This window comes from Streptomyces sp. NPDC107521 (genome assembly GCF_055598485.1).
In genome coordinates, this window is the sequence record NZ_JBVKAT010000004.1 from 226,873 (window position 1) to 248,073 (window position 21,201).

The following is a 21,201-nucleotide window of genomic DNA, read 5'->3' on the forward strand; positions in this document are numbered from 1 at the left end:
GAGACACGCGGGGGAGGACCCCGGGCCGCGGGGCCATGGCGACGGCCGCCGTCCCGCCCGGATCCCTCACGTCCCCGGCGCCGTGCCCCCTCCCCGCAGGGTTCCGCTCCGGCGGAACACACGGGGCCGGGACACCCCGGGCGCCCGGGGGGCCGTGCTCAGGGGACCTCGGTCCCCGCGGCGCCGGAGGACGGCGGGTCCGCGGGCGCGCCCGGCGGCGTGCGGAACACCAGGCGCCCGTCCTCGACCTCGACCGTGACCCGGCCGCCCTCCCGGACCCGGCCGTCCAGCAGCAGCCGGGAGAGCTGGTTGTCCACCTCGCGCTGGATGGTGCGGCGCAGCGGCCGGGCCCCGTACTCGGGCTGGTAGCCGCGCTCGGCCAGCCAGTCCACGGCGGCGTCGGTGAAGTCCACGGTGACGTCCTGGGCGCGGGCCATCCGCCGGGTCTGGTCCAGCAGCAGGCTGGTGATCCGGCGCAGTTGCTCCCCGCTGAGCTGGCGGAAGACGACGATCTCGTCGATGCGGTTGAGGAACTCCGGCCGGAAGTGGTCGCGCAGCGGGCGCAGCACCTGCTCCCGGCGCGCCTCCTCGTCGGCGTCGGAGCCGCCCGGGCCGAAGCCGATGCCGGCGCCCCGCCGGGTGATCGCCTCGGAGCCGAGGTTGCTGGTCATCACCACGACGGTGTTGGTGAAGTCGACCGTCCGGCCCTGGGAGTCGGTCAGCCGCCCGTCGTCCAGGACCTGGAGCAGGATGTTGAAGACGTCCGGGTGCGCCTTCTCCACCTCGTCGAGCAGCAGCAGCGAGTACGGGTGGCGGCGCACCACCTCGGTGAGCTGTCCGGCCTCCTCGTGCCCGACGTACCCGGGCGGCGCGCCGACCAGCCGGCTGACCGTGTGGCGTTCCTGGTACTCGCTCATGTCGAGGCGGACCATCCGGTCCTCGCTGCCGAACAGCGCCTCGGACAGCGCCCGGGCCAGTTCGGTCTTGCCGACGCCGGTCGGGCCGAGGAACAGGAAGCTGCCGATGGGCCGTTCGGGGCTGGAGAGCCCGGCCCGGGAGCGCAGCACGGCGTCGGAGACGACGCGCACCGCCTCCTCCTGTCCGACCACCCGTTCGTGCAGATGGGACTCCAGGCCGAGCAGCCGGTCCTTCTCCTCCTGGGTGAGGCTGCTGACGGGGATGCCGGTCTGCCGGGACACCACCTCCGCGATGGCCTCCGTGCCCACCACGAGGCCGAGTCCCTCGTCGGCCTCCCCGTGGCCGCCCGCCTCGGCGATGCGCTGCTTCAGCTCGCCGATCCGGTCGCGCAGCCGGGTGGCCTCCTCGTACTTCTCGTCGGCCACCGCCCGGTCCTTGTCCCGGACGAGCTGGTCCGCCTCGCGCTCCATGGCGCGCACGTCGGTGCCCTTGGTGCGGGACTGGAGCCGTACCCGGGCGCCCGCCTGGTCGATCAGGTCGATGGCCTTGTCGGGGAGCCGCCGGTCGGTGAGGTAGCGGTCGGACATCTCCACGGCCGCGACCAGTGCCTCGTCGGTGTAGCGGACCTGGTGGTGGGCCTCGTAGCGGTCGCGCAGCCCGCGCAGGATCTCGATGGCGTCGGCCGTGCCGGGCTCCGGCACGAGGATCGGCTGGAAGCGCCGGGCGAGCGCGGCGTCCTTCTCGATCCTGCGGTACTCCTCCAGCGTGGTCGCGCCCACGATGTGCAGCTCGCCCCGGGCGAGGGCGGGCTTGAGGATGTTCCCGGCGTCCATGGAGCCGCCCTCGCCGCCGCCCCCGGCGCCGACGACGGTGTGCAACTCGTCGATGAAGATGATCAGTTGGTCCGAGTGGGCGCGGATCTCGCTCACGATGGTGGTGAGACGCTCCTCGAAGTCGCCCCGGTAGCGGGTGCCGGCCACGACCGAGGCCAGGTCGAGCGCGATCACCCGCCGCCCGGTCAGCACGTCGGGCACGTCGCCGTCGGTGATGCGCTGGGCGAGCCCCTCCACGACGGCGGTCTTGCCGACACCGGCGTCACCGATCAGGACGGGGTTGTTCTTGCCGCGCCGGGAGAGCACCTCGACGGTCTGCTCGATCTCGTCCTCGCGGCCGATCACCGGGTCGATACGGCCCTGGGTCGCCAGGTCGGTGAGGTCGCGGCCGTACTTGTCGAGCGTCGGTGTGTTCGTCGTCCGGCTGCCCTCCGCCGTCCGCGGGCCCGCGGTGTCCGGTGTCTCCGGGGGCAGCCCGATGGGCGCGAACCGGGCGGCGTTCAGGATGTGCCCGGCGGCCGAGTCGGGGTTGGCGGCCAGGGCGCTCAGCACGTGCTCGGGGCCGATGTGGCCGGTGCCGGAGGCGCGGGCCAGTTCGTGCGCGTCCAGCAGGGCGCGCTTGACGGCCGGGGTCAGCGAGAGCGAGGTCGGCGGCGGCACCTCGCCCGGCGGGTGCATCACCGGGCCGGTCCGCTCGTCGATCTGCGAGGCCAGCGAGTCGGGGTCGGCCCCGGCGCGGCTGAGCAGGCCCCGGGTCGGCTCCGTGGAGAGCGCGGCCCGCAGCAGGTGCTCGGTGTCCAGATCGCGGCTGCCGTGCTCGGCGGCGTACTGGGCGGCGCCGCGCACCAGCTCCCGGGCCGGCTGGCTGAGCAGCCGGCCGATGTCGATCTGCCGCGGGCGAGGACCGCCGAAGAAACGTGCCAGGAACTCCGCGAACGGGTCGCCCTCCGGTCCCATGTAGCCGCTGGTCATCGTGTACGGACCTCCGCTGCATCGCTGATCGACGTGCCGGGACCGGGTAACCCGGCCGGGGGGCGGTCATGCCCAACATGACACGTTCTGTTCCGCCGGGCACGTCCGGCGGAAGCCGGGGCCGGGGCGGCGGCGATGCGGCGGCGGCGCGCGACGGGACGGGCTGGCGGAGGGGCGGCGGTGGCGGGCGGGGGCGCGGCACCGCGGGGCGGGGGCCTGGGCCGGGCCGGTGGCGGGGGCGCGGGCCGGGCGGCCGGTGACGGCGGCGGTGGGGGAGGGGCCGGCCCCGGCGCGGAGCGGATCAGAGGCCGTCCCGCGCCGTGAGCACGCGCGGTCCGCGGTCCGTGACGGCCACCGTGTGCTCCGCGTGGGCGGCCCGGGAGCCGTCGTTGGTGCGCAGCGTCCAGCCGTCGGGGGCGGCGTGGTAGTCGTCCCGGCCGCCGCCGGTCACCATGGGCTCGATGGCGAGGACCATCCCGTGCCGCAGCCGCATCCCGCGCCCCGCCCGTCCCTCGTTGGGCACCCCGGGGTCCTCGTGCATCCGCCGTCCGATGCCGTGGCCGCCGAAGCCGTCCGGAATGCCGTACCCCGCCGCGCGGCACACCGTGCCGATGGCGTGCGCGATGTCGCCGATGCGGTTGCCGACGACGGCCGCGCCGATCCCGGCGTCCAGGGCCCGCCCCGCGGCGGCGATCAGCGCCGTGTCGGCGGGGCGCGGCGTGCCCACCGTGAAGCTCACCGCCGAGTCCCCGGCCCAGCCGTCCAGGGTCGCCCCGCAGTCGATGGAGACGAGGTCGCCGTCGCGCAGCCGGTAGCCGTCCGGGATGCCGTGCACGATCGCGTCGTTGACCGAGGCGCAGATCACCGCGGGGAAGGGGGTCGGCGCGAAGGAGGGCCGGTAGCCGAGGAACGGGGAGCCGGCGCCCGCCTCCCGCAGTACCTCCCGGGCCACGGCGTCCAGCTCCAACAGGCTCACGCCCACGTCCGCGGCCCGCCGTACGGCGGTCAGGGCGCGCGCGACGACCTGTCCGGCGGCGTGCATGGCATCGATCGATGTGTCCGTCTTCAGTTCCACCATGCCAATTACTATACCGGTATTCTAATTGGGTCCGGTCGTCCGGGACCCGCCCCGCCGGGTCCGCCCCGTCGAGCCCGTGACGGCGGGCCCACCCCACCGGGCCCCCGACCCGCCCGCGACGGCGAGCCCGCGACGCCGGCCCTGCGCCCGGAGCCCGCCGTCCGGCCCGGGGCCGCGCCGCCCGCCGCCGGGCGCCCCGCCGTCCGCCGGGCGCCGCCTCCGCCCCCTGCCATGCCGGCCCCGGGGCACCCCGCCCGCTCCGTGACGCGCGCCATGGCCCGTTCCGGGCGACCGGTATTAGAATGGGGCGCATGGTGCGCACCCCCCTGACCCCCGAAGAGCGCGAGCGCGGCGAGCGCCTGGGGCGGCTGCTGCGCGCGGCACGCGGCGAGCGCAGCATGGCGGAGGTCGCGGCGCGGGCCGGGGTCTCCGCCGAGACCCTGCGCAAGATCGAGACCGGGCGCGCCCCCACCCCGGCGTTCTTCACGGTGGTCGCCCTGGCCGCCGCCCTCGGCCTGTCCCTGGACGAGCTGTCCGGGCAGTGCGTGCCCGCCGCCGCCTGACCCGCTCCCCCTTCGACCGCCCCCCTCCGCGCCCCCGTGGTGCGCCCCGGCGGTCGCGCTCGCCCACCGGAGTGCCAAAGGCGTCCGACACTCCGACCGGACCGCGATGGCCTTGGCAAGTCCGCCCGGGAGGCTTACGTTCGTCCCCCTACGGCCCCATTCGCGGGGGTGGAGGCTCTCTGACGTCGTGTCGCACGCCGGGTCGAAGGAGCAGCTCATGGCCAATGTCGTACGTGCCGCCCTGGTCCAGGCGACCTGGACCGGCGACACCGGCTCCATGGTGGCCAAGCACGAGGAGCACGCGCGCGAGGCGGCCCGCCGGGGCGCCCGGGTCATCGGCTTCCAGGAGGTCTTCAACGCCCCCTACTTCTGCCAGGTCCAGGACCCCGCGCACTACCGCTGGGCCGAGCCGGTGCCCGACGGGCCCACCATCGGCCGGATGCGCGACCTCGCCCGGGAGACCGGCATGGTGGTCGTCGCCCCGGTCTTCGAGGCCGAGGCGCCCGGCTTCTTCTACAACACCGCGGCCGTGATCGACGCCGACGGCACCGTCCTCGGCACCTACCGCAAGCACCACATCCCCCAGCTCGAGGGCTTCTGGGAGAAGTACTACTTCCGCCCCGGCAACCTCGGCTGGCCCGTCTTCGACACCGCCGCCGGCCGGATCGGCGTCTACATCTGCTACGACCGCCACTTCCCCGAGGGCTGGCGGGCCCTCGGCCTCGCCGGGGCCCAGCTCGTCTACAACCCCTCCGCCACCCACCGGGGCCTCTCCGCGCACCTCTGGCGCCTGGAGCAGCCCGCCGCGGCCGTCGCCAACGAGTACTTCGTCGCCGCCATCAACCGCGTCGGCCGCGAGGAGTACGGCGACAACGACTTCTACGGCTCCTCGTACTTCGTCGACCCGCGCGGACGGCTCGTCGGCGCCGCCGCGAGCGACGTGGAGGAGGAACTCGTCGTCCGCGACCTGGACCTCGGCCTGATCGACGAGGTCCGCCGGGAGTGGGCCTTCTACCGCGACCGCCGCCCCGACGCCTACGAAGGACTGGTGCGCCCATGACCGGTGACCTCTTCGCCCGGCACCGCGCCGTGCTGCCGGAATGGCTCGCCCTCTACTACGGCGAGCCCCTGGAGATCACCCACGGCGAGGGACGGCACGTCTGGGACTCCGCGGGCAACAAGTACCTCGACTTCTTCGGCGGCATCCTCACCACCATGACCGCCCACGCCCTGCCCGAGGTCACCAAGGCGGTCGGCGAGCAGGCCGGGCGCATCGTGCACTCCTCCACGCTCTACCTGAACCGGCCGATGGTCGAACTCGCCGAGCGCATCGCCCAGTTGTCGGGCATCCCCGACGCCCGGGTCTTCTTCACCACCTCCGGGACCGAGGCCAACGACACGGCCCTGCTGCTCGCCACCGCCTACCGGCGCGGCAACACCGTCCTGGCCATGCGCAACAGCTACCACGGCCGCTCCTTCGCCTCCGTCGGCGTCACCGGCAACCGCGGCTGGTCCCCGACCTCCCTCTCCCCGCTCCAGACCCTCTACGTGCACGGCGGCGTCCGCACCCGCGGCCCCTACGCCCACCTGGACGACCGGGAGTTCATCGACGCCTGCGTCGCGGACCTCACCGACCTGCTCGGCCACACCCGCGACCCCGTCGCGCTGATCGCGGAACCCGTCCAGGGAGTCGGCGGATTCACCTCCCCGCCCGACGGCCTGTACGCCGCCTTCCGCGAGGTGCTGCGCCGGCGGGGCGTCCTGTGGATCGCGGACGAGGTGCAGACCGGCTGGGGCCGCACCGGCGACCACTTCTGGGGCTGGCAGGCGCACGCCCGCAACGGCCCGCCGGACATCGTGACCTTCGCCAAGGGACTCGGCAACGGCATGTCCGTCGGCGGGGTCATCGCCCGCGCCGAGATCATGAACTGCCTGGACGCCAACAGCATCTCCACCTTCGGCGGCACCCAGATCACCATGGCCGCCGGGCTCGCCAACCTGACCCACCTCCTGGAGAACGACCTCCAGGGCAACGCCCGGCGGGTCGGCGGGCTCCTCGTCGAACGGCTCCGCGCCGCGGCCGCCGGGGTCCCGCACGTGCGGGAGGTGCGCGGACGGGGGCTGATGATCGGCGTCGAGCTGACCCGGCCCGGCACCGACGAGGCCGACCCCGAGGCCGCCTCCGCCGTCCAGGAGGAGGCCCGCGCGGGCGGGCTGCTCATCGGCAGGGGCGGCGGCCACGACACCAGTGTCCTGCGCATCGCCCCGCCCCTGTCGCTCACCGTCGCGGAGGCCGAGGAGGGCGCCGCCGTCCTCGAACGCGCCCTGCGCGCCCTGTGACACCCCGCGGACCGGCCCGGTCCCGCACGTCGCCACCGGTCCGGCCCGACGCCTCGACGCCCGTCCGTTCCCGTCGACCCCCCGGCGGGGGAGGGGCACTGCCGCCGGCCGGACCCGGTCCCCGGCGGCGGCCGTCCGCCGTCCCGCGCGGCCCCGGCGCCCGTCGCCCGCTCGACGTCCGCCCCGGCGCGCTCCCGCGGCCAAGTTCCCGGTGCCCCAGGCACGTTCACACCCCGGCGGGACGTCCGCCGCAGAAGGGAGCCGCATGAGCGGCCGTACCGTCGTCCGCGGCGGACTCGTCGTCACCGCGGCCGAGGAGACGCACGCCGACGTGCTCGTCGAGGACGGCCGGATCGCCGCCCTCGCCGCCTCCGGAACCCCCGCCGCCGAGGCGTTCACCGCCGAGCGGACCATCGACGCCACCGGCAGGTACGTCCTCCCCGGCGGCGTCGACGGACACACCCACATGGAGATGCCCTTCGGCGGCACCCGCTCCGCCGACACCTTCGGGACCGGCACCCGGGCCGCGGCCTGGGGCGGTACCACCACCGTCGTCGACTTCGCCGTCCAGAGCGTCGGCGGAGGGCTGCGCGAGGGACTGGACGCCTGGCACGCCAAGGCCGAGGGCAACTGCGCGATCGACTACGGCTTCCACATGATCGTCTCCGACGTCCGCCCGGACACGCTCCGGGAGATGGACCGGCTGGTGGAGGAGGGCGTCACCTCCTTCAAGCAGTTCATGGCGTACCCGGGTGTCCTCTACTCGGACGACGGGCAGATCCTGCGCGCCATGCAGCGGGCGGCCGGCAACGGCGGGCTGGTCATGATGCACGCCGAGAACGGCATCGCCATCGACGTCCTCGCCGAACAGGCCCTGGCCCGGGGCGAGACCGCGCCCCGGCACCACGGGGAGGTCCGCAAGGCCCTGTTGGAGGCGGAGGCCACCCACCGGGCGATCCAGCTGGCACGGGTCGCGGGCGCGCCGCTGTACGTCGTCCACGTGTCGGCGCGGGAGGCGGTGGCCGAGCTGGTGGCGGCGCGGGACCTGGGGCTGCCGGTCTTCGGCGAGACCTGCCCGCAGTACCTGTTCCTGTCCACGGACGACCTGGCGGAGCCGGACTTCGAGGGCGCCAAGTACGTGTGCAGTACGCCGCTGCGGCCGAGGGAGCACCAGGCGGCGCTCTGGCGCGGGCTGCGGACGAACGACCTCCAGGTGGTGTCGACGGACCACTGCCCGTTCTGCTTCGCCGGGCAGAAGGAGCTGGGCCGCGGCGACTTCACGAAGATCCCCAACGGCCTTCCGGGGGTGGAGAACCGCATGGACCTCCTCCACCAGGCCGTCGTCGACGGGCACCTCTCGCGCCGCCGCTGGATCGAGGTCGCCTGCGCGACCCCGGCCCGCATGTTCGGCCTCTACCCGAGGAAGGGCACCATCGCCCCGGGCTCCGACGCCGACCTCGTCGTCTACGACCCGCACGCCACCCAGGTGCTGTCGGCCGGGACCCACCACATGAACGTGGACTACTCGGTGTACGAGGGCAGGACGGTCACCGGGCGGGTGGAGACGGTCCTCTCGCGGGGCGAGCCGGTCATCGAACGGCGCGAGTACGTCGGCCGCGCCGGACACGGTGTCTTCCTCCCCCGGTCCACCTGCCAGTACCTGAACTAGGAGGCCACGCCTTGGACTTCGGACTCGTTCTCCAGACCGACCCGCCCGCCTCCCGCGTCGTCGAGCTGATGCGGCGGGCCGAGCACAACGGGTTCCGCCACGGCTGGACCTTCGACTCCGCCGTGCTCTGGCAGGAGCCGTTCGTCATCCACAGCCGGATCCTCGCCGAGACGGACGGGCTGACGGTCGGCCCCATGGTCACCAACCCGGGCACGAGGACATGGGAGGTGACGGCCTCCACCTTCGCCACCCTCAACGACATGTTCGGCAACCGGACCGTCTGCGGGATCGGCCGGGGGGACTCCGCGATGCGCGTGGTCGGCCGCAGGCCCAACACCCTGGCCCGGCTCGGCGAGGCCATCGACGTCATCCGCGACCTCGCCGAGGGCCGGGAGGCCGTGATCGACGGCAACCCGGTCCGCCTCCCGTGGGTGCGGGACGGGAAGCTGCCGGTGTGGATGGCGGCGTACGGCCCGAAGGCGCTCGCCCTGGCCGGGCGGAAGGCCGACGGCTTCATCCTCCAGCTCGCCGACCCGTTCCTGACGGAGTGGATGGTGAACGCGGTGCGGCGGGCGGCCCGGGACGCCGGGCGCGACCCCGACGCCCTCACGGTCTGCGTCGCCGCCCCCGCGTACGTGACGGACGACCACTCCCCGGAGTCCCTCGCGCACGCCCGCGAGCAGTGCCGCTGGTTCGGCGGCATGGTCGGCAACCACGTGGCCGACCTCGTCGCCCGGTACGGCGAGCACTCCGGCGTGGTCCCCGAGGAGCTGACGGAGTACATCGAGAACCGGCACGGCTACGACTACTCCCACCACGGCCGCGCCGACAACCCCGACACCGCCTTCGTCCCCGACGGGATCGTCGACCGCTTCTGCCTCCTCGGCCCGGCCGGGGCCCACGTCGAGAAGCTCCGGCACCTGGCGGCCCTGGGCGTCGACCAGTTCGCCGTCTACGCCATGCACGACGCGCGGGAGCGGGTCATCGACGCCTACGGCGCGACCGTGATCCCGGCCCTCGGCGGCTGAGCCGCGGCCGGGCGGTCACCGCGAGCGGGTGCGCTCCAGCGTCGCGACGGCCTCCTTGGCGGCCTTGATGGCGCCCCGGTTGATCTCGTCGGTGCCGGGAGCCTTGTGCGACTCGAAGTCGCTCCCGTTGTACGTGATGACGACCAGCGCATTGGCGGCCCGGACCACCACCGTGCCCTCCCGGGTCTCCTGGCCGTCCTCGCTGGTGAGGTTCACCACCGAGTAGGCGGAGTCGCCGAGGCCGGGGACGTCGCCGCCACCGCTGCGGCTGGTGATCCGCTCCTTGTAGGACTTCGCCGCCGACTCGTCCGAGCCCATCACCTCGTAGGAGACGTCGAGCCAGCGGTAGTCGTAGTCCTTGAGGGCGTTCCACGAACAGGTGCGGCGCACCTTGGTGTCGGTGGACGCGATCTCCTTGCCCGCCTTCGGCGCGCCGGGGACCAGCGCGAGGACGCTCTTCTCCGCCAGGCCGGCGCAGGGCGCCGGGGCCGCGGCGTACGTCTTCGTCACCGCCTCCGGGGCCGGCGCCGAGGCGGAGGGTCTGCCGCCGTCGGGCGGTGCGCGGTGCTCGGCGGTCGGCGCCGGGTCGGTGTCGGAGGACATGGCCCAGCCCGCCGTGGCCAGCACGGCGACCGGTGCCAGGCGCGCGGCCAGGGCGAGCGGGAAAGGCAGGGGACGCAAGGCGCACTTCTCGTGGAGGACGAAGCGGAGGGGTCCGCCCGGGGGACGGGACGCCAGTGTCACATGAGGAGCGAGTGAGCGGGAAGGCCGAACTCGCTGCGTGCCCGGCCGGTGACGCACGGGGGTGCGGCGATGGCCTTCCGTCGCCGCCCGGTCACCGTCCGGAGCCGTGGCCCGGTGCTCCCCGGCCGAAGGGTCCCGGCCGACGGCTCCCGACCGACGGCTCCCGGCCGACGGCGGGGCTGGAGCCGGGGCCGGGGGAGGCGGTGTGCGCGGTCATGGACGCCCCGGTCCCCGTGGACGCCTCCTCGTCCGCCGAACAGCTCCGGTCGCGGTGTCCGGGCCGGGGCGCCCCCGGTCGGCGGGCCCGGATCGTGGGCGTCCTCGGCAGCCGCGTGCCCAGGGCCACTGCGTGCCGCGGCCGGGCCACCAAGTGCCCCGGGCCGCCGTGTGCCGTGGCCGGGCCGCCACGTCCCCCGGTTTCCGTCCGTCCCGGCCACCGTGCCCCGGTTACGGCACGCGGCCCGTCCACTCCGGGGAGCCGAACTTGTCGCGGGCCAGTTCCTCGGCGCGGGCCAGTTCCTCGTCGGTGACCTTGCCCCGGGTCATCCCGTAGCGCCCGGCGAAGGACGCGATCATCCGCTCGATGACCGCCTCGCGCGGCAGCCCCGTCTGCCGGCGCAGCGGGTCCACCCGCTTCTTCGCGCTCCTGGTGCCCTTGTCCGACAGCTTCTCCCGGCCGATGCGGAGCACCTCCAGCATCTTGTCGGCGTCGATGTCGTACGACATGGTCACGTGGTGCAGCACCGCGCCGGGCCGGCCGCCATGGCCCACGATCCGCTTCTGCGCGGCGCCCGCGATCTTGCCCTGGTCGGTGGCGATGTCGTTCAGCGGCTGGTACCAGGCGCGGATGCCCATCTCCCCGAGCGCGCCCAGCACCCAGTCGTCCAGATAGGCGTAGCTGTCCTGGAAGGAGAGGCCCTGCACCAGCGCCTCGGGCACGGACAGCGAGTACGTGATGGTGTTTCCGGGCTCGACGAACATGGCGCCGCCGCCCGAGATGCGGCGCACCACCTCGATGCCGTGCCGGGCGGCCCCCTCGGGGTCCACCTCGTTGCGCAGGGACTGGAAGCTGCCGATGATCACCGCCGGGGCGCCCCACTCCCACACCCGCAGCGTCGGCGGCCTGAGGCCCGCGGCGACCTCGCCGGTGAGCACCTCGTCCAGCGCCATGTGCAGGGCGGGGGACTGCGGACCCTCGTGGATCACCTGCCAGTCGTAGTCCGTCCAGTCCGTGGCGTGCGCCAGCGCGCGGCGCACCGCGATGCCGACGCCCTCCGAGGTCAGCCCGTACATCACGGTGTCCTCGGGCAGCGCGGCGTCGATGCGCGCGGCCAGGCCCGCCGCGTCGGTGTCCGCGGGGGCGCCCTCCAGCGCGCGGTTCACCGCGTCGAGCGCCTCGTCCGGTTCGAGGAAGAAGTCACCGGCCACCCGCACACCGCGCAGGGCGCCGTCCTCGACGTCCAGATCCACGACGACCAGTTTGCCGCCGGGCACCTTGTACTCGCCATGCACAGCTTCGGTTCCTTTCGGTGGGCGCGATGCTCCGTGAGCCCGTCGCCCCGCCATTCTGCACCCCGGCCGGGCGGCACCGCCGGGTTCCCCGGCCGTCCCCGGTGCCGGTGACCGCCGCCCCGGCCGCGCCCCGCCCGGCGATCCGGCCGCGCCCCCCCGCTCGCGTCCGCCGCAGCACAGGCCCCGGCACGGCCGCCCGCACGGGACGGGGACACGCGGGGGCCGGGAAGACGCGGGCCGGGACATCGGCGCGGGCGGGGCCCGGCGGCCCGTGCCGGGGCGGCACTCGGCGGTCGCCGCGGGTCAACGGGGAGGTGTGGGGGAGGAGTCGGGCGCGCCCCGTCGGACGGCGGGCGTCGCGGCCCGGGGCGGAGGGACCCGGGCGCCGCGCCGCACCCGCGCGACGGCGGCGCGCGGCGACCGCCCGGACGGCGGACGCCGGACAGGGCGGCCGGGGCAGCGGCGGGGGGACGGCCGGACCGGTCCCGAAGAAGAACAACGGCCGGAAAGGGCGGGGAGTTCCCGGAAACGGCACCGGACGCGGTCCGGGGCCCGGACCGGGCCGTTTTACAGGTGCGGGCCGTCCGCAATTGGGTTCCGACCCCGATGGCGCCGGTCCCCCCGGCCGGGGGAGGGTGGAGCCGAATCCCCCTTCCGGCCCTCCGTAGGCGTCCGGCGGCCCCATCGCCGCCGGGGACGCACGCGACCGGTGTTCCTTGACATCTCGACGGCCACGCATCGCACCGCCCCGCCGGGCGGGTGCCGCGTCGGCGTCGGCACCGGACGCCCGCGGCCGTGGGCGCCCCTCCGCGCCCGCGGCGCCCCTCCCGACCGGGCCGGAACGGGCCGCGACCGAGAGGAGAGCCGATGGATCGGACCACCGACCACCCCGCCCGCTCGTGCCCCCGTTCCCCGAGGGAGGAGCCATGCCCGGACCGCACGAATCCCACGACGAACGGCTCCGTCGGATCGAGGAGGGCCTCCACCGCGAGGACCCACGCTTCCACCGGGCGCTCGCGGAGGGCCGCCCGTGCCGACCGCGCCAGTACCGGAAGTGGCCCGCCCGGCTGCTGCTCGCCGCCGCGCTTGCCGCGCTGGTCACCGGTGTCGTCCGGGAGCACGGGCTGCTCATCGCGGCCGGACTCGTCATGGCCGGCATGGCCGGTGAACTCCTCGCCCCCGCCCTCGACACGGCCCGGAGCCGGCCTCCCGCCTTCCGGGCGCCGCCGCGCCCCTGAGAGGGGCGCGGGAACCCGTCGATGACCCTGTCCCAGCTCTATCTGACCCTTCTCATCGGCGGTGCCGTCCTGCTGGCCGGCATCGCCGCCGCCCGTACCGCGCACCGCGTCGGCCTGCCCGGTCTGCTGCTCTTCCTCGCCGTCGGGGTCATCGCCGGCGAGGACGGCCTCGGCCTGGAGTTCGACGACGCCCGGCTGGCCCAGGCCCTGGGCACCGCCGCCCTGGGCGCCATCCTCGTCGAGGGCGGCCTGACCACCCGGTGGAGCGACGTACGGCGGCTGCTGGCCCCGGCGGGGGTGCTCGCCACCTGCGGGGTGGCGCTGTCCGTCGGGGTGACCGCGGCGGGCGCGCACTGGCTGCTCGGCATGGACTGGCACCTGGCCCTGCTGCTCGGCGCGATCGTCTCCTCCACCGACGCCGCCGCCGTCTTCGCGGTGCTGCGCTCGCTGCCGCTGCCCAGGCGGCTGACCGGGCTCGTGGAGGCGGAGTCGGGCTTCAACGACGCGCCCACGATCATCCTCGTCCTGGTCTTCTCGACCGCCGGCGCCGACCTGCCCGGCCCCGGGCCGCTCCTGGGCGACCTCGCCTACCAGCTCGCGGCGGGCGCGGTGCTGGGTGTGCTGACCGGCTGGCTGGGCGCCGCCGCCCTGCGGCACATCGCGCTGCCCGCGACGGGGCTGTACCCGCTGGCGACCTTCGCCTTCGGGATCATCGCCTTCGCCGCCGCCGGTGTCGTCGACGCCAGCGGGATCATCGCCGCGTACCTGGCCGGGCTCGTGCTCGGCAACGCGAAACTGCCCCATCGGGCCGCCACCCGCTCCTTCGCGGAGGGCGTCGGCTGGCTCGCCCAGATCGGGCTCTTCGTCATGCTGGGCCTGCTCGTCGACCCGAGCGAACTGCTCTCCGCGGTGCTGCCCGCCCTGGCCGTCGGACTGGTCCTGCTGCTGGTCGCGCGCCCGCTGTCGGTGCTGATCTGCCTGCTGCCGTTCCGCATGCCGCTGCGGCACCAGGCGTTCATCTCCTGGGCCGGGCTGCGCGGCGCGGTCCCCGTGGTGCTGGCCACCTTCCCCATCGTGGCCGGGGTGGAGGGCGCCGACGGGCTGCTCGACATCGTGTTCGTGCTCGTGGTCCTGTTCACCCTGATCCAGGGGCCGACGCTGCCCGCCCTCGCCCGGGTCCTCGGACTGAGCCGCCCCGGCACGCCGCGGGAGCTGGAGGTCGAGACCGCGCCCCTCGACGTCCTGGACGCCGACCTGCTCACCCTCACCGTCCCCGCGGGGTCCCGGCTGCACGGGGTGAGCGTGCGGGAGCTGCGGCTGCCGCGGCCCACGGCGGTGACCCTGGTGGTGCGGGAGGGCGACACCCTCGTACCCGACCGGGACACCGTGCTGCGCACCGGCGACGAGATGCTGCTGATCACCACACCGGCCGTCCGGGACGCCGCGGAACGCCGGCTGCGCGCGGTCGGGCGCGGCGGACGGCTCGCCCGCTGGCTCGGCGAGCACGGCGGGTCCGACGAGGAGGAGGACGGCCCCGGCGCGGGGGGCTCCGGCCCCGGGGACACCGGAGGCGCCGAGAGCCTCGGGGGTGCCGGAGGTGCCGAGAGCCTCGGGGGTGCCGGAGGTGCTGTGAGTGCTGGGGGAGCCGAGAGCCCCGGGAGCGGCGGGAGCGCCGGCCGGGACGGGGGCGGTCCGGCGGGCGGGAAGCGGAGGCGGCCGCGGCTGCCCGGGGCGGTGAGGGCGGCGCGCGAGGGGCGCCCCGCCGGGCGGCGGACGGTTACGGCTCCCGGGCGGGACGGGCCCCGGCGCACGTCCCCCGGTGGGACCTCCCCGGCCGGCGGGCCCGCCGGCGGCACCTCGCCCGCCGATGCCTCGCCCGCCGATGCCTCGCCCGGCGGTGCGGAGCGTGAGTGCGCGGGGTGCGGAGCGCGGGGCGGGACGGGCGGTGGAGCGCCCGGTGACGCCTCGGCCACGCGGACCGGATGACGGGAATTCGGGTCCTTTCGGTGCCCCTATGGGGTTGTATGTCACATAAGGCACCGTTTGTCGTACGGTAAAGTCTTTACCAAGCCTAAATGCTTGATGGCAAAGAGGCCGGTCGTGCATGCCCGCGCGGCCGGCCCGCCCATGACCGACGGATCCCGGACCCGGGGAAGGACGCGACGTGACACGACCCGCAGGTCACCACGTCCGCGGCACCGTCCCCACGGTCGCCCCGCGCCGTTCGTGCGTCCCGGCCGTACTGGCCGTGCGCGTCGACAACGCGGCGCGCGACAGCGTTCCCGATCCGGTCACCGCCCGCCCCGGTGCCTGACCGCACCGTCCCGGGCGGCCACCGGGCGCCCGCCGTCTGAGGCCGCCCCGCGCCATCCCCCGGCCCCGGCCGGGCGGCGCGGGACCGGTCGCGGCGACCGCGCCGCCCGGCCGCACCGCGTGCCCGCCACCGAGTGCCGCGCCGCCGTCCCCGAGGGGGACCCCGGCCACCCGAGCCGCTTCACGTCCAGCCCGTCGCCGACCGACCCGGTGCGACCGCCCGCAGTCCCGCGCCCCACGGCACGGGGCCCGCCGGGAGGCGCCCCGGCGCGCCGCCGACAGAACCGGAGGACCGACGCCCGTGCACCACACCACCGCCCTGCTCATCGAACTCGGAGCCGTCATCCTCGCCCTCGGGCTGCTGGGCCGCCTCGCCGGCCGGGTGGGCTTCTCGCCCATCCCCCTCTACCTCCTGGCGGGGCTGGCCTTCGGGCACGGCGGCATCCTGCCGCTCCAGGCGAGCGAGGAGTTCGTCGCCACCGGCGCGGAGATCGGCGTCATCCTGCTGCTGCTCCTGCTGGGCCTGGAGTACAGCGCCTCGGACCTCGTCAGCAACCTCAGGACCCAGTACCCGTCCGGCGCCGTCGACTTCGTCCTCAACGCGGTGCCCGGCGCCGTGGCCGCGCTGCTCCTCGGCTGGGGGCCGGTGGCCGCCGTCGCGCTGGCCGGAGTCACCTGGATCTCCTCCTCCGGGGTCATCGCCAAGGTCCTCGGCGACCTGGGGCGGCTCGGCAACCGCGAGACCCCCGTGATCCTGGGCGTCCTCGTCATCGAGGACCTGGCCATGGCGGTCTACCTGCCGATCCTCACGGCCGTCCTGGCCGGGGCGGGGCTCGCGGGCGGCTCCGTCACGCTGCTGATCGCCCTCGGCACCGTGGGCGCCGTCCTCTACGTCGCCCTCCGCCACGGACGGCTGATCAGCAGGGCCGTCTCCTCCGACAGCGCCGAGATGCTCCTGCTGGTCGTGCTCGGCCTCACCCTGCTGGTCGCCGGCCTCGCCCAGCAGCTCAACGTCTCGGCGGCGGTCGGCGCGTTCCTCGTCGGCATCGCCCTCTCCGGTGACGTGGCCGAGGGCGCCAACAGCCTGCTCACCCCGCTGCGGGACCTGTTCGCCGCCGTCTTCTTCGTCTTCTTCGGCCTCTCCACCGACCCGTCGGCGATCCCGCCGGTGCTGGTGCCCGCGCTGCTGCTGGCCGTCGCCACCACCCTCACCAAGATCGCCACCGGCTGGTACGCCGCGCGCCGCGCCGGGGTCCGGACTGCGGGCCGCTGGCGGGCGGGCGGAACCCTCGTGGCGCGGGGCGAGTTCTCCATCGTCATCGCCGGTCTCGCCGTCGGCGTGGAACCCCGCATCGGGCCGCTGGCCACCGCCTACGTCCTGATCCTGGTCGTGATCGGCCCGCTCACCGCCCGCTTCACCGAGCCGCTCGCCCGCCGCCTCACGCCCCGTTCCGCCGGCCCCGCCCCGGTGGCCGTGCCCGTGGCGGAGCCCGCCGACGGCGCGGAGCGGCCGGACTCGGCGCGCGTCTGAGCACACCGCCCCGGCGGGAGCCGGGCGCCGTCGCGGGGCGTCGCGGGGTCAGTCGCGGTAGGCGTGGACCTGGGTGGCCTTGACCGTCGCCCACACCACGGCCCCGGGCCGCAGATCCAGCTCGGCGGCGGCGACGGTGGTCAGATCGGCGGCGAGCGGCAGGTCCCCGGTGAGGCCCGCGCGGACCCGGTCGCCGTGGGTCTCCAGACCGGCCACCGCGCAGCGCCAGAGGTTGCGGGCGCTGGACCCGGTGGGCCGCTCCCGGTGCAGGGTCACCGCGCTCGGCGGGAACGCGACGAAGACCGGTCCCGACAGCTCGCCGACGGTGATGACCTCGGGTCCGCCGCCGTCGAGGCGCACGGTGTGCCCCGCGGCGTGGCCGTGGTAGAGGTTGAGGCCGACCAGATGGGCGATGTAGTCGGTGCGCGGGTGCCGGGCGATGTGCGCGGGCGTGCCCTCCTGCACGACGCGGCCGTCCTCCACCACGACCAGCCGGTCGGCCAGGACCATCGCGTCCAGCGGATCGTGCGTGACGAGGACGGCGACGGCCTCGAACCCGGCCAGGTGGCGACGGAGCGCGGCGCGCACGTCGAGCCGGGTCCGGGCGTCGAGCGCGGCGAGCGGCTCGTCCAGCAGCAGCAGCCGGGGCCGGATGGCCAGGGCGCGGGCGAGGGCGACCCGCTGGGCCTGCCCGCCGGAGAGCCCGCGCGGCTTGACGGCCGCGTGAGCGGCCAGGCCCATGCGGTCCAGCCACTCGGCGGCCTGCGCGCGGGCGTCCGCCCTGCGCGCGCCCCGGCAGCGCGGTCCGAAGGCCACGTTGTCCAGCGCGGACAGGTGCGGGAAGAGCAGGTAGTCCTGGAAGACCACCCCGACCGGCCGGTCCTCCGGCGGTGCCTGCTCCAGCGACCGCCCGTCCAGCCGCACCCGTCCTCCGTCGAGCGGGACCAGGCCGGCGAGGGCGCGCAGGGCGGTGGTCTTCCCGGCCCCGTTCGGCCCGAGCAGCGCGACGACCTCGCCGGGCGCCGCCGTCAGCGTCACGTCCAGCCGGAAGGCGCCGCGCTCCACGACCAGCCGCGCGTCGAGCCCCTCGTCGGCGGGGGAGGCGGCGCCCCCGGGTGCCCCGGTCTCCCCCGCCCCGCCGGTCACGAGGTGCCCATCCAGCGGTCCCGCAGCCCGGCCAGGACCGCGACGGAGACGGCGAGCAGCACCAGACTGAGGGCGATGGCGGCCTCCGGGTCGTTCTGCAGGGCGAGGTAGACGGCCAGCGGCATGGTCTGGGTGCGGCCGGGGAAGTTCCCGGCGAAGGTGATCGTCGCCCCGAACTCGCCGAGCGCCCGCGCCCAGGCCAGCACCGCCCCGGCCGCGATGCCGGGCGCGACCAGCGGCAGGGTGACGCGCCGGAAGGCGGTGAAGCGGGAGGCACCGAGGGTCTGCGCCGCCTCCTCGTACCGGGGGTCGGCGGCGCGCAGCGTGCCCTCGACGCTGATCACCAGGAACGGCATCGCGACGAACGCCTCGGCCAGGACGACGCCCGCCGTGGTGAACGGCAGCGTGATCCCGAACCAGGAGTCCAGCCACCGGCCCACGACGCCGTTGCGGCCCAGCGCCATCAGCAGGGCGACACCGCCGACCACCGGCGGCAGCACCAGCGGCAGGGTGACCAGGGCCCGCACCAGGCCGCGGCCGGGGAAGTCGACCCGGGCCAGCAGCCAGGCCACCGGCACCCCCACGACGAGGCTCACGGCGGTCGCGGCGGTGGCGCAGACCAGCGACAGCCGCAGGGCCTGCCACACCTCCGGGCCGGTCAGCAGGCCGGGCATGCTCCGCCAGGGGGCCCGGACGAGCAGGGCGAGCAGCGGAAGGACCAGGAAGGCCAGCCCGGCGAGCGCGGGCAGCAGCAGCGGCAGCGGGACCGCGCCCCGGCCCCCGCGCCGGGCCCGGCCCGCGCGGGGGGCCGCCGGGGCATCGGCACCGGGGGGCGCGGGCGCCGCTCGCCGCGGGATCACGGCGTGCCGAACCCGGCCCCGGTGAGCACCTTCAGGCCCTCGGGCGACCGCACCAGCTCGATGAACGCCTCGGCCGCGTCACTGTTGGGGGCGTCCTTGAGCAGGGTGATCGGGTAGTCGTTGACGGCCCGTCCGGACTCGGGGAACTCCACGCCCACCACCTTGTCACCGGCGGCCCGCACGTCGGTGCGGTACACGAGGGCCGCGTCGGCCTCCTTGAGCACCACCTTGTTCAGCGCCGACTTCACGTCCTCCTCGTAGGAGACCGGCGTCAGCTCCAGCCCCGCGGCGTCCAGCGCCTTCTCGGCGGCGGCACCGCAGGGCACCGCGCGGTCGCACAGGACGACCTTGAGGTCCCGCGCGGTGAGGTCCTTCAGCGAACCGATCCGCTCCGGGTTCCCGGGCAGGGTGGCGATCTCCAGCCGGTTGGTGACGAAGGTGGCCGGTGCGCCGGCGGCGGCCCCGGCGTCGGTGACGACCTTCATCGTCTTCGGGCTGGCGGAGGCGAACACGTCGGCGGGCGCCCCGCTGGTGATTCCGGCGGCGAGCGAGTCGCTGCCGCCGAAGTTGAAGACCACCTCGGTGCCGGGGTGCTGGTCCTCGAACGTCTTGCCCAGTGCGGTGAAGCTCTCGGTGAGCGAGGCCGCCGCGAAGACGTTCACCGTGCCGGACAGCCCGTCCCCGTCGACGGTCGCGGTGCCGGACGCCTCGCCGGACTCCCCGGCGAACGAGCAGGCGCTCAGGGTCAGCAGGGCGGCGGCGCCCAGGCCGATCGTGCGAAGCATCCGGCTGGTCCGGCCGGTCCGGCGCGCGGAACGGGTCATCACGGGGCCACTCCCTCTGGGTCCTCGGCGGACGCGCCCCGCTCTCCCGGCGGCCGCACGGGCCGCTTCCCCCGGTCCGGCGAACGCGCTTGCGCCGATCATACTGCCGCAGATGCGAGGGGGAAGTGGGTTGTCGGATCGCATGAGCGAGGTGATCCCGGGAGCGGCATGGCATGTGCGGCTCCAGGGGGGCCCGCGTCGCGGGCGCCCGGGGGTGCGGTCAGGCCCGGTCGATGTGCACGTTGGTCGACTTCACCCGGGCCGTGGCCTCCATGCCCACCTCCAGGGCCAGTTCCTCCACGGCCTCCCGGGTCAGCAGCGAGACCAGGCGGTGCGGCCCGGCCTGGATCTCGACCTGCGCGGCCACGTCACCGAGCTTGATCGCCGTGACGATGCCGGGGAACGCGTTGCGGACCGAGGTGGTGGGCACGTCCTCCTCGGTGCCGCCGCTGCGGGCCAGCTCCACGGAGAAGGCGGCCAGGTCCTTCCCGTCGATGAGCCGCTTGCCGCCCTCGTCGCGGTGGGTCGCCACCCGGCCCGCGTCCGCCCACCGCCGCGCGGTGTCGGGACTCACGCCGAGCAGCCGTGCCGCTTGGCCGATCGTGTATGACTGCATGCGCGCCAAGATAGGCCAGAGCCGGGCCGGGACCGCCCGGGGCGGGCGCGGCCGCCGCGCCGCCGGGAGCGGGGGCCGGGGGAGCGGAACCCAGTGTTCACCTCGATTCCACCGGGAATACCCCGGGCGGGTGGGGATTGTCAGTGGCGCGTGCTCTCATGGAGCCATGATCGAGGACAACGAAACCATCGACGAGTTTCTCGCCCGGCACACCGGCGACGTGGAGGAGGCCGTCCGCAAGGCGGCGGCCCAGGAGATCATGCCGCGCTGGCGCCGTCTGGCGGAGCACGAGGTCGACCAGAAGTCCGGCCCGCACGACCTGGTGACGGACGCCGACCGCGACGCCGAGCGGTATCTGGCCGGCGTGCTCTCCGCCCTGCTGCCCGGATCGGTCGTCGTCGGCGAGGAGGCCGTGCACGCCGACCCGGCGGTGTACGGGGCGATACGGGGCGAGGCCCCGGTGTGGATCGTCGACCCCGTCGACGGCACCCGGCAGTTCGTCCGGGGCGAGGAGGGCTTCTGCACGCTGATCGCGCTCGCCCACCGGGGCGTGGTGCTCGGCTCCTGGACCTACGCGCCGGTCGGCGACCGCATCGCCACGGCGATCCGCGGCCGGGGCGCGTTCCTGGAGGGCGAACGGCTCCACGCCGGGCCGCCCGAGCCCGGCCGGGAGCTGCGCGTCGCGACCTCCCACCCCGACTTCACCACGGACGAGCAGAAGCGCTCCCTGCTGGGGCTGAACGTGCCGGGAGTGGCCCCGCGCCCCTGCGGCTCCGCCGGGCTGGAGTACCTGGCCGTGGCGTCGGGCCGGTCCGAGGCCACCGCCTTCTCCTGGGAGGCCGCCTGGGACCACGCGGCGGGCCTGCTGCTGGTCGAGGAGGCGGGCGGCGCCCATCTGACCCGCTCCGGGGAGCCCTTCCGCATCACGGGCGGCAATGAACTGCCCTTCACCGCGGCCCGCGACGCGGCCACGGCCCGCAGGGTGGCCGACCTGCTCGCGGGTGGGACGGACTGAC

At 75.4% G+C, this 21,201-nt stretch carries 17 protein-coding genes and 1 pseudogene; 10 read left to right on the forward strand and 8 right to left on the reverse strand.

What is annotated here, in order from left to right; genetic code table 11:
* Positions 1-158 precede the first annotated feature (158 nt).
* Positions 159-2,723, reverse strand: coding sequence for an ATP-dependent Clp protease ATP-binding subunit (locus tag ACZ7LB_RS08880; protein WP_471466409.1), 2,565 nt, complete (start codon positions 2,721-2,723; stop codon positions 159-161).
* Positions 2,724-3,024: 301 nt separating this feature from the next.
* The gene (gene map, locus ACZ7LB_RS08885) at positions 3,025-3,801 is read right to left on the reverse strand and encodes a type I methionyl aminopeptidase (protein WP_471466411.1); all 777 of its coding nucleotides are present in this window, start codon (positions 3,799-3,801) and stop codon (positions 3,025-3,027) included.
* 311 nt (positions 3,802-4,112) lie between these two features.
* On the opposite strand from map, the gene ACZ7LB_RS08890 reads away from it, so the two are divergent.
* From ACZ7LB_RS08890 to ACZ7LB_RS08910, 5 genes are all read left to right on the forward strand, one after another.
* On the forward strand, positions 4,113-4,364 hold the full coding sequence (locus ACZ7LB_RS08890; protein ID WP_471466412.1) for a helix-turn-helix domain-containing protein: 252 nt from the start codon (positions 4,113-4,115) through the stop codon (positions 4,362-4,364).
* Positions 4,365-4,581: 217 nt separating this feature from the next.
* On the forward strand, positions 4,582-5,424 hold the full coding sequence (locus tag ACZ7LB_RS08895; RefSeq protein ID WP_471466413.1) for a nitrilase-related carbon-nitrogen hydrolase: 843 nt from the start codon (positions 4,582-4,584) through the stop codon (positions 5,422-5,424).
* Positions 5,421-6,704, forward strand: a complete 1,284-nt coding sequence (locus ACZ7LB_RS08900; RefSeq protein ID WP_471466415.1) for an aspartate aminotransferase family protein — start codon at positions 5,421-5,423, stop codon at positions 6,702-6,704. Before ACZ7LB_RS08895 ends, ACZ7LB_RS08900 begins: the two co-directional genes overlap by 4 nt.
* 265 nt (positions 6,705-6,969) lie before the next feature.
* Positions 6,970-8,373: a dihydropyrimidinase gene (gene hydA, locus ACZ7LB_RS08905; protein ID WP_471466417.1), complete on the forward strand. Its 1,404-nt coding sequence runs from the start codon at positions 6,970-6,972 to the stop codon at positions 8,371-8,373.
* 11 nt (positions 8,374-8,384) lie between these two features.
* Positions 8,385-9,401 carry a TIGR03842 family LLM class F420-dependent oxidoreductase gene (locus ACZ7LB_RS08910; protein ID WP_471466419.1) on the forward strand — a complete coding sequence of 339 codons (1,017 nt, stop codon included), beginning with the start codon at positions 8,385-8,387 and terminating at the stop codon, positions 9,399-9,401.
* Between the two features lie 15 nt (positions 9,402-9,416).
* On the opposite strand, the gene ACZ7LB_RS08915 is transcribed toward ACZ7LB_RS08910, so the two are convergent.
* Both ACZ7LB_RS08915 and ACZ7LB_RS08920 read right to left on the reverse strand, forming a co-directional pair.
* Positions 9,417-10,082, reverse strand: a complete 666-nt coding sequence (locus ACZ7LB_RS08915; protein WP_471466421.1) for a hypothetical protein — start codon at positions 10,080-10,082, stop codon at positions 9,417-9,419.
* 510 nt (positions 10,083-10,592) lie between these two features.
* Complete coding sequence (locus tag ACZ7LB_RS08920; RefSeq protein WP_471466423.1) at positions 10,593-11,657, reverse strand: lipoate--protein ligase family protein; 1,065 nt, start codon at positions 11,655-11,657, stop codon at positions 10,593-10,595.
* 926 nt (positions 11,658-12,583) lie between these two features.
* Between ACZ7LB_RS08920 and ACZ7LB_RS08925 the strand changes: the two genes are divergently transcribed.
* The 4 genes and pseudogenes from ACZ7LB_RS08925 (at position 12,584) to ACZ7LB_RS08940 (ending at position 16,739) form a co-directional block, all read left to right on the forward strand.
* Positions 12,584-12,895, forward strand: coding sequence for a DUF3040 domain-containing protein (locus tag ACZ7LB_RS08925; RefSeq protein ID WP_471466424.1), 312 nt, complete (start codon positions 12,584-12,586; stop codon positions 12,893-12,895).
* A gap of 21 nt (positions 12,896-12,916) precedes the next feature.
* Positions 12,917-14,419 (forward strand): annotated as a pseudogene (locus ACZ7LB_RS08930) (potassium/proton antiporter); the annotation flags it as partial.
* A gap of 640 nt (positions 14,420-15,059) precedes the next feature.
* Positions 15,060-15,209, forward strand: a complete 150-nt coding sequence (locus ACZ7LB_RS08935; protein WP_471466426.1) for a hypothetical protein — start codon at positions 15,060-15,062, stop codon at positions 15,207-15,209.
* 300 nt (positions 15,210-15,509) lie between these two features.
* The gene (locus ACZ7LB_RS08940; protein ID WP_471466427.1) at positions 15,510-16,739 is read left to right on the forward strand and encodes a cation:proton antiporter; all 1,230 of its coding nucleotides are present in this window, start codon (positions 15,510-15,512) and stop codon (positions 16,737-16,739) included.
* A gap of 48 nt (positions 16,740-16,787) precedes the next feature.
* On the opposite strand, the gene ACZ7LB_RS08945 is transcribed toward ACZ7LB_RS08940, so the two are convergent.
* The 4 genes from ACZ7LB_RS08945 to ACZ7LB_RS08960 form a co-directional block, all read right to left on the reverse strand.
* Complete coding sequence (locus ACZ7LB_RS08945; protein ID WP_471466428.1) at positions 16,788-17,885, reverse strand: ABC transporter ATP-binding protein; 1,098 nt, start codon at positions 17,883-17,885, stop codon at positions 16,788-16,790.
* Complete coding sequence (modB, locus tag ACZ7LB_RS08950; protein ID WP_471466430.1) at positions 17,882-18,745, reverse strand: molybdate ABC transporter permease subunit; 864 nt, start codon at positions 18,743-18,745, stop codon at positions 17,882-17,884. The genes ACZ7LB_RS08945 and modB overlap by 4 nt, the downstream gene beginning before the upstream one ends.
* Positions 18,742-19,569, reverse strand: coding sequence for a molybdate ABC transporter substrate-binding protein (gene modA, locus ACZ7LB_RS08955; RefSeq protein ID WP_471466432.1), 828 nt, complete (start codon positions 19,567-19,569; stop codon positions 18,742-18,744). The genes modB and modA overlap by 4 nt, the downstream gene beginning before the upstream one ends.
* Before the next feature lie 220 nt (positions 19,570-19,789).
* Positions 19,790-20,185, reverse strand: coding sequence for a TOBE domain-containing protein (locus ACZ7LB_RS08960; RefSeq protein ID WP_471466434.1), 396 nt, complete (start codon positions 20,183-20,185; stop codon positions 19,790-19,792).
* 166 nt (positions 20,186-20,351) lie between these two features.
* Here ACZ7LB_RS08960 and ACZ7LB_RS08965 point away from each other — a divergent pair, with 166 nt between their 5' ends.
* Entirely contained in the window at positions 20,352-21,200 is an 849-nt protein-coding gene (locus ACZ7LB_RS08965; RefSeq protein WP_471466436.1) for an inositol monophosphatase family protein, read from the forward strand.
* Position 21,201 lies beyond the last annotated feature (1 nt).